Source organism: Rhizobium ecuadorense, assembly GCF_001187535.1.
GTDB classification, from domain to species: domain Bacteria; phylum Pseudomonadota; class Alphaproteobacteria; order Rhizobiales; family Rhizobiaceae; genus Rhizobium; species Rhizobium ecuadorense.
On sequence record NZ_LFIO01000809.1, the window covers coordinates 1 to 250 of the forward strand.

Here is a 250-nt window from a genome sequence, read left to right on the forward strand (position 1 = left end):
GGAGAAGGTCTGCAGGTCGACGTGAATGCCGGTTTCGGCCTCGAAGTCAGAGGCAATATTCGGTCCCTGCGGCGATGGCATGAGCACCGTGATCGACTGGCCGGCAAGCGGCTTGGCGTCCTGGCCAAGAGCGGGTACGGCGATTGCCAGGGCTGCTGATGCAAGTAGAGGCAAGATCAATTTATGCATGTTCCCATCCTTCATTATTCTTGAGCTCAATTCACTGGGATGCGCAGTCACCGCCTTCGGC

Annotated in this window: 1 pseudogene; it reads right to left on the minus strand. The window is 57.6% G+C overall.

Annotated elements, in window-relative coordinates:
• Nucleotides 1–189: pseudogene (locus AF337_RS14120) on the minus strand (sugar ABC transporter substrate-binding protein); the annotation flags it as partial.
• Between the last annotated feature and the right edge of the window lie 61 nt (nucleotides 190–250).